Source organism: Mesorhizobium sp. M7A.F.Ca.ET.027.03.2.1 (assembly GCF_003999175.1).
In the GTDB taxonomy this organism is placed as follows: Bacteria; Pseudomonadota; Alphaproteobacteria; order Rhizobiales; family Rhizobiaceae; genus Mesorhizobium.
The window spans coordinates 1-8066 of the sequence record NZ_RZOM01000160.1; the positions used below are offsets into that span (position 1 = coordinate 1).

At 63.0% G+C, this 8066-nt stretch carries 7 protein-coding genes; 5 read left to right on the forward strand and 2 right to left on the reverse strand.

Annotation, left to right across the window (positions count from 1 at the left end; all coding sequences use genetic code 11):
• The coding region (locus tag EN750_RS09855) for a cyclase family protein (protein ID WP_145967531.1) at window positions 1-582 on the forward strand (582 nt) is incomplete at its 5' end.
• A gap of 7 nt (window positions 583-589) precedes the next feature.
• On the opposite strand, the gene EN750_RS09860 is transcribed toward EN750_RS09855, so the two are convergent.
• The gene (locus EN750_RS09860) at window positions 590-1606 is read right to left on the reverse strand and encodes a Zn-dependent oxidoreductase (protein ID WP_127396304.1); all 1017 of its coding nucleotides are present in this window, start codon (window positions 1604-1606) and stop codon (window positions 590-592) included.
• 374 nt (window positions 1607-1980) lie between these two features.
• Here EN750_RS09860 and EN750_RS09865 point away from each other — a divergent pair, with 374 nt between their 5' ends.
• The 4 genes from EN750_RS09865 (at window position 1981) to EN750_RS09880 (ending at window position 7615) form a co-directional block, all read left to right on the forward strand.
• Window positions 1981-3414, forward strand: a complete 1434-nt coding sequence (locus EN750_RS09865) for a DHA2 family efflux MFS transporter permease subunit (protein WP_127396305.1) — start codon at window positions 1981-1983, stop codon at window positions 3412-3414.
• Window positions 3415-3531: 117 nt separating this feature from the next.
• Window positions 3532-4188, forward strand: coding sequence for a GntR family transcriptional regulator (locus EN750_RS09870; RefSeq protein ID WP_127396308.1), 657 nt, complete (start codon window positions 3532-3534; stop codon window positions 4186-4188).
• Between the two features lie 81 nt (window positions 4189-4269).
• Window positions 4270-5058 carry a DeoR/GlpR family DNA-binding transcription regulator gene (locus EN750_RS09875; protein ID WP_127396306.1) on the forward strand — a complete coding sequence of 263 codons (789 nt, stop codon included), beginning with the start codon at window positions 4270-4272 and terminating at the stop codon, window positions 5056-5058.
• An 82-nt stretch (window positions 5059-5140) separates the two neighbouring features.
• Window positions 5141-7615, forward strand: coding sequence for an FAD-dependent oxidoreductase (locus EN750_RS09880; RefSeq protein WP_127396307.1), 2475 nt, complete (start codon window positions 5141-5143; stop codon window positions 7613-7615).
• Here the strand turns inward: EN750_RS09880 and EN750_RS09885 are convergent.
• Window positions 7612-8066, reverse strand: a 455-nt coding sequence (locus EN750_RS09885) for a LysR substrate-binding domain-containing protein (RefSeq protein WP_245482663.1), incomplete at its 5' end; no start/stop codon positions are given. The two genes, EN750_RS09880 and EN750_RS09885, sit on opposite strands and share 4 nt — an antisense overlap.

The window sequence follows — 8066 nt, forward strand, 5'->3', positions numbered from 1 at the left end:
GAGATGGTGGAATCCTATGACCGCGGCGATGTCGCCTGCAATCATGCGTTGGCTATGAGCGAGCACACCGGCACGCATTTCGACGCGCCGGTCCATTTCATCCGCGGCGGTGCTGCCATCTCCGGCATTCCGGTCGAGCGTTTCTTCGGCCGCATGGTGACGATCGATGCGCGTGGCTGTCGTCCCCGGCAGGCGGTCGAGCCGGATGCTGTCTTCGCTTTCGAGGCCGAACATGGCTGCGTACGGCAGGGCGACGCCGTGTTCTTCCATTTCGGCTGGGACCGGTTCTGGGACGATCCGGCCGCGTTTCTCGCCGACTGGCCCGGCCTGTCGCGGCAAGCAAGCGAATTGCTGCTCGAGCGCGGTGGGCGCATCGTTGGCTCGGACTGCCTGTCGATCGATTGTTTCGGCAGCGAGGATTTCCCGGCGCACAGTACGTTGCTTTCAGCCGGCATCCTGATCGGCGAGAATTTCGCACGGCTTGGTGACTTGCCGCCTCGGTGCTTCCTGATCAGCTTGCCGCTGGCGATCGAAGGCGGCACCGGATCACCGCTGCGCGCCATCGCGCTGGTCGAGGGCTAACCACGGCTTAAGAGAAGTCCAGCTGAACCTTGAGCGTTCGCTCCGGTTCCTTCTCGATCAAGTCGAAGGCTGCGCGTGCATCCGCCGCCGCGAACACCTGCGTGATCATGCCTTGCGGATCGAGCCGCTTGTCGGCCAGCCATTCGACGACGCGCGGCAACAGCCGGCGGTTCAGGCGCGAGCCGACGATGGTCAGTTCCTTGCGCACCACTTCCTGCTGGCTGAGGTTGGATGGGGCGTCCGAAAAGCCGAGCAGGCCGATGCGGCCCGCCGGGCTGGCCAGCCGGCAAGCCTCGTCGAGAAGTGCGGGAATGCCGGCGCCGTCAATGACCAGCGTCGGGCCAAGACCGTCATTTTCACCGCGCACCGCGGCCGGCGCGGGATCGCGCACGGAGTGGATCACCCTGTCGGCACCGAAGCGGAGCGCTCGCTCGAGGCGGGCTTCGTCGATATCGGCAACGATGCAGCGTGCGCCCTTGAGCTTGGCGACCTGCAGGACAGTGACGCCGACCGTGCCGGCGCCATAGATCAGCACTGTGTCCTCGGGTCCGCAACCGGTACGATCAAGCACATTGGCGGCGATGGAAAACGGCTCGGCCAGTGCCGCCAGCCCAAACGGCATATCCCTTGGAACCGGTATGACATTTGCCGCCGGCACCGCGACGAAGGCGCGAAAACCGCCGTCGCGGTGAACGCCCATCACTTCGAGGTTGGCGCAGACATTGGAGCGGCCGACCCGGCAGGGATAGCAGTGGCCGCACGACACCACGGGATCGACCACCACACGGTCTCCCGTCGCAATGCCGGTCACATTGCGTCCGAGCGCTGTTACGGTGCCGGCGAATTCATGGCCGATGATACGTGGATAGACGGCGAACGGATTGGAGCCATGCAGGATGTGAATGTCGGAGCCGCAGATGCCGGCACGGCTGACATGAACGACGACTTCGCCTGCCCCGGGCTGGGGTATCGTGCCCTGCCGGACTTCCAGCGACTGCGGCGCGCGAACGAGAACTTCAAGCATGGTCTCACCACTTGTATACTAGTCGACAAGTGGCTCAATCTCGCTGCTTCGTCAAGCGCTCGTGGCGGCTGTTAGACAGCCTCTTACCCGACACGTTGCGACACGAAATCGGAACTGGCGTTCACTGAAACGCAAATGCCCTGGCGTCCGCAGTTTGGACGCTCAATGCGCTGTCTTGCCGGTCTCCTCTCGAAGTGGGGGCAGTCAAAATTTGTTGACTTCCATCAAGGAGGAAATGACTACCGCTTGCCTATCCGTCGGACCATAAGACAGGCTGTGCGATCGGGGCCTCGGCCGGCTTGCCGCACGGAAGGCGACCTTGCCTTTGAACGCGGACGCGCCATCTGGAATGGGGCAGCCGCCTGCATGACGGAATGGCAACAGCATTGGAACAGCCTCAATTTGCCACCGAGCGCGATCCGAGGCTGAGACTGATTATTCCAATCATCGTCGCCATCGCCTTTCTGATGGAGCAGCTCGATTCCACCATCATCACCACCGCGATCCCTGCCATCGCGCGCAGCCTCGACACGACGCCGGTCAGGCTGAACCTGGCGATCACCACCTACATCCTGACGCTGGCCGTATTCATTCCCGTCAGCGGCTGGTTCGCCGACAGGTTCGGCGCACGAAAAGTGTTCGCGCTGGCGCTTTTCACCTTCACCCTCGGCTCGGCGCTGTGCGGCATGGCCAACAGTTTCGGCATGCTTTTGGCGATGCGCGCCCTGCAGGGGCTGGGCGGCGCCATGATGACGCCGGTCGGGCGGCTGATCCTGCTGCGCAGCTTTCCGCGCAGCGGGCTTATCACCGCCATGACCTACACGACCTTGCCCGCCATCATGGGGCCGGTGATCGGGCCGCTGCTCGGCGGCCTGTTGACCACTTACGCGTCGTGGCGCTGGATATTCTATGTCAACGTGCCATTCGGTTGTCTCGGCATTCTGGCGGCGCTGCGCTTCGTCGACGATTTCCGCGAGGAGGCGGTGCAGCGCTTCGACTTCGCCGGGTTCCTGATGGTGGGATGCGGAGTCGCGCTGCTGCAGTTCGGGCTGGAAAGCATCGGGAGGCCGATCATCTCCGTTTCGGCGACAGCGTTGGTGTTGGCCGCGGCGATCCTGCTGCTGCTCGCCTTCGGGCGCTATGCGCGCCGCGTCGTTGCACCGGCAGTCGATCTGACACTGTTTCGATTTCGCTCGTTCTGGGTCGGTACGCTCGCAGGCGGCCTGTGCCGCGTTGGCCTCAATGGCGTGCCTTTCCTGTTGCCGCTGATGCTGCAGGTCGGCTTTGGCATGAGCCCGGTCACCTCGGGCTCGCTGACATTCGTCGGCAGCTTCGGCGCCTTGCTCATTCGGCCGCTGCTGTCGCCGCTGTTGCGGCGCTTTGGCTTCAATGTCGTGCTCATCGGCAGCGCGGTGGTCGGCTCCGCCGCTGTCGGGGGCTTTGCCTTGATCGAGGCCGATACGCCGCATTGGATGATCGGCCTTTACGTCTTTGTCTTCGGGGTCATCCGGTCGGCGCAGTTCATGACCTCCAACACGCTGTCCTATGCCGACCTGCCGGCCGACAAGCTCAGCCGCGCCACCAGTCTCGGCGGCGTCCTGCAGCAACTCAGCGTATCGCTCGGCGTCTCGATCGCCGCCATGGTGCTGGGCCTTGTCGCAGGAGAAACCCACATCGTGACAGCGGAACGCTTCCACCAGGTGTTCCTGCTGACCGCGGTCATCCCGCTGCTGTCCATTCCTGGTTTCCTGTACCTGCGTGCCGAGGACGGCGTGCAGGTCAGTGGCCACGTTCGACCGGGCAATTAGCGCAAATGATGCCGAATGCGGAGTATACAGGCATACATATATCCACATGGGGAGTCTTCAGTTAGGCTGGCACCATGTGAGCGGGAGCATCGATTGCGAGGATTTGCGGAAAGCGTGATGCAGGGGCCGCGAACCGTGGCCGAACAAGTCGCCAATGTCCTGCGCGAAGCGATTGCCAGTGGGACCATCAAGGCGGGCACTTCGCTGCGCCAGGATGAATTGGCCGAGCAGTTTGGCTTCAGCCGCATGCCAATTCGTGACGCCCTTCGCCAATTGGAAGCCGAAGGTATTGTCTCCATTCATCCCACAAAAGGCGCGCAGGTCGCTCGGATGGACGGCGCCGAGATCGGTGAAATTTATGCGCTGCGCGAATTGCTTGAATGCGAGGCGTTGCGGCTTTCGCTTCCTAACCTCGCTGCCGCGAAGCTCGACGAGGCGGAACAGGTGCTCGATCAGATCGACGCGGAGCGCAATGTCGGCCGATGGGGCGCGCTGAACCGTGCCTTTCATCTGGCTCTCTACGACGCCTGCGGCAACCATCGATTGCTCGGCCTGATCGAGGCGCACCACAATGCCGCCGATCGCTACGTCCGCATCCTGCTGTCGAACCTGGACTATCGCAGCCGCTCGCAGACGGAGCATCGCGAGCTGCTGGCCGCCTGCCGACGGCGCGACGGCGACAGGGCCACAAGCATTCTGAGGCAGCATCTTCGCGAGGGAAGCGAGACGCTGGTCAGCGCGATCAGGGAAGATGGCCTGTCGCGAAAATCCTGACGGCGTGGCTTGAGCTCCGGTTGCCTCTGCGCACGATCACTGCCACATATTGCAACATCGATACTCGATCCGAGGATCATCATGTCCCCCGACAGCAGCCTGCCGGCGCGCGCCCTTGCTCCACGTCGCCACGAAGAGATCCTGCGGCGGCTGGGCGCCCAGGGGTCTGTCAGTGTCGCCGAACTGGCCGGGTTCTTCGATGTCTCACGCGAAACCATCCGCCGCGACCTGAAACTGCTGTCGGTTAAAGGGCAACTCGGCATCGTCCATGGCGGCGCTGCCCGTTTCGAGCCGAGCGAACCGGCAATGAGCCTGCGCAGCCAGGAGAATGCCCGGGGCAAGGCTGCGATCGGCAGGATAGCTGCTGGTCTTGTGAAGGACGGCATGGTGGTGTTCCTCGATTCCGGCACCACCACGCTGGCCGTCGCACAGGCCATGACCGACCTGCGCGATCTCACCATCTGCACGGCGAGCCTGAAGATCGCGCTTCTGCTGTGCCACGTCTCAGGCATGCGCGTGCATATGCTGGGTGGCGAAGTCGATCCCGGCGAAGAAGCAGCCTCCGGCATCGACATGCTGGAAGCCATGTCGCGCTTTCGCGTCGACGTCGCCTTCCTTGGCGGGGGCGCGCTGTCGCCCGACGGCGAGGTTACCGATTTCACCCGCGCCGGCGCCGAACAGCGCAGCCGCATGATCGCGCTTGCCGCCAAAACCTACTTCGTTCTCGACAGCAGCAAGTTCGCAAAGCTGACGCCGCTCAGGATCCCGAATTTTCAGCGTGCCGCCGGCGTGATCGTCGACGCGAAGCCTCAGGCTGACATCGCTGAGGCGCTTGCGCGCAAGGGACCTGAGCTGATGATTGCATCTTGATGTGATGTTTTGTGGTATTTTGTGTTGATATTTGGAAATCGACAGCTATGATCCGGCTCGTGTCAAAACGGCAGGATCTCCCATGGCAAACCAATTCCCCACCCAGGCGCGCGTTGTCATTGTCGGCGGCGGTATCATCGGCTGCTCGGTCGCATATCATCTGACGAAGCTCGGCTGGACCGATGTCGTGCTGCTTGAACAGGGGCAACTCAGCGGTGGCACCACCTGGCACGCCGCAGGGCTTGTCGGCCAGTTGCGCAGTCACTCCAACATGACCAGCCTGATCAAATACTCCACGCAGCTCTATGGCGAGTTGGAAGCCCAGACCGGGCTTGCCACCGGCTGGAAGAATTGTGGCTCGCTGTCGGTGGCGCGGACCGCCAACCGCATGACGGTGCTGAAGCGCACGGCCGCATCGGCACGCGCCCAGGGCGTCGACATCGACGTGATTTCGCCGAAGGAGGCGGCCGATCTATGGCCGGTCATGGCGATCGACGATCTGGTCGGGGCCGTATGGCTGCCGGGTGACGGCAAGGCCAATCCGACCGATCTCACGCAATCGCTCGCCAAGGGTGCGCGCAATCGCGGCGCGAAAATTATCGAGCGGGTCAAGGTCACTGGTATCAGCCAGAGGAATGGTGTCGCCTGCGGTGTCGAGACGGACCGCGGCAACATTGCCGCCGAGATCGTCGTCAATTGCGCCGGCCAGTGGGCGCGCAAGGTGGGGCTGATGTGCGGCGTCTCGGTGCCGCTGCATTCGGCCGAGCACATGTACATCGTCACCGGCAGGATCGAGGGCGTACATCCGGACCTGCCCGTGATGCGCGACCCCGACGGTTTCATCTATTTCAAGGAAGAGGTCGGCGGCCTGGTCATGGGAGGCTTCGAGCCCCATGCCAAGCCGTGGGGCATGAATGGCATTCCCGAAAATTTCGAGTTCGCGCTGTTGCCGGACGATTGGGACCAGTTCGAAATCCTGATGGAAAACGCGCTGGTCCGCGTACCGCAATTGGCTGAGGCCGAGGTCAAGAAATTCTACAACGGTCCCGAGAGCTTCACGCCGGACAACAATTTTCTCCTTGGCGAGGCGCCCGAATTGAAGAACTTCTATGTCGGCGCCGGCTTCAATTCGATGGGCATCGCCAGTGCCGGCGGCGCGGGCAGGGCGTTGGCCGAATGGATCGTCAACAGCGCGCCGACAATGGATTTGTGGCCGGTCGACATCAGGCGCTTCGCCTCGTTCAACAACAATCCGCGCTGGCTGCATGACCGTGTCAAGGAAACGCTCGGCCTGCATTACGCCATGCCGTGGCCGAACCGCGAACTGGACACCGCACGGCCCTTCCGCCGCTCGCCGCTCTACGGCCGGCTCGCCGCCAAGGGCGCCTGCTTCGGCTCCAAAATGGGCTGGGAGCGCGCCAACTGGTTCGCGGCACCGGGAGAAAAAGCCGAAAACGACTATGCCTTCGGCCGTCAGAACTGGCACGAGGCGGTCAAGCGCGAGATGAAGGCGACACGCGAAGCCGTCGCCGTCTTCGACCAGACCTCTTTCGCCAAGCTCCTCGTGCAAGGCCACGATGCCTGCGCCGCGCTCAACTGGATCTGCGCCGGAAATATCGACGTACCGGTCGGTACATCTGTTTATACGGGCGTGCTCAATGCACGTGGCGGCTATGAAAGCGATTTCACCGTGATGCGGCTTGGCGTGGAGAAATTCCTTATCGTCACCGGTTCGGCACAAGCCATCCACGATGCCGACTGGATCGTCAAAAACATCCCGTCCGACGCGCATGCAATCTTGACCGATGTCACCTCGTCCTACGCGGTACTGGCATTGATGGGGCCGCGCTCGCGCGATCTGCTGGGCAAACTCTCCTCGGCCGATCTCTCCAACGCCGGCTTTCCCTTCGCCACCATCCGCGAGATCGATATCGGCTATGCCACCGCCTATGCCAACCGCATGACCTATGTCGGCGAACTGGGCTGGGAACTGATCGTGCCGACCGAATTCGCCGTCGGTGTCTATGAGGCACTGCATGAGGCTGGCAGCGAGTTTGGCCTGATCGATGCCGGTTACTACGCGCTCGACGCCTTGCGTATCGAAAAGGGTTTTCGCGCCTGGGGTCGTGAACTGACGCCAGATATCAGCCCTTGGCAGGCTGGGCTTGGCTTTGCTGTGGCGATGGACAAGCCGGGTGGCTTTATCGGCCGCGACGCGCTGGTTGAGACGAAGCCATCAGCACCGGCAAGACGCGTCGTGCTGTGCACGCTCGATGATGCCGAGCCGATGCTGTGGGGCGGCGAACTGATCCTGCGCGACGGCAAGCCGGTCGGCGAAGTCCGCTCGGCCGCCTACGGCCACACGCTTGGCCGCTCGGTGGCGCTCGGGCTGATCGAGAACGAGGCGGGCGTCGATGCTGCGTTTCTCACCGGTGGTCGTTTCGAGATCGACCTTGCCGGCGTTCGCCATGCCGCGACAGCACATCTGCGCAGCCCCTACGATCCGAAGTCGGAGCGGGTGAAGGCTGATGTGGTGGAGGTTCGCGCTGCCGCCTAATCCGCCGACATGGACCTTGCCATATCCAGGAACGCCCGCACCAGTTTGCCGCCGCTGCGTTCACGCAGGCAGATCAGCGCTTCGTCCATCAGGGTCTCGGGAGCATCGATGGTGATCGGCACCAGCCGCGAATCCTGGCCGAATTCGGCCGCCGAGACAAAGCCGATGCCGGCGCCCGATGCGACGATCTCGCGGACCGCTTCGCGGCCCTCGGCTTCGATCGCCGGCCTGAGTTCGATTTTCGAGGCGGCTGCGAGATCTTCGAGTTTCTGACGCGTCTTCGAACCGCGCTCGCGCATGACCAGCGATTCCTGCGCGAGTTGCTTGAGGGTGAGCGACTTTTTCGCGGCCAGCGGGTGGTCGACGGATGCAAACGCGATGATCGGCGTCGAGTTGAGTTTCAGCACCTCGAAATCGCGCCCTGTCGGCACCTCGCCCAGCACGCCGATGT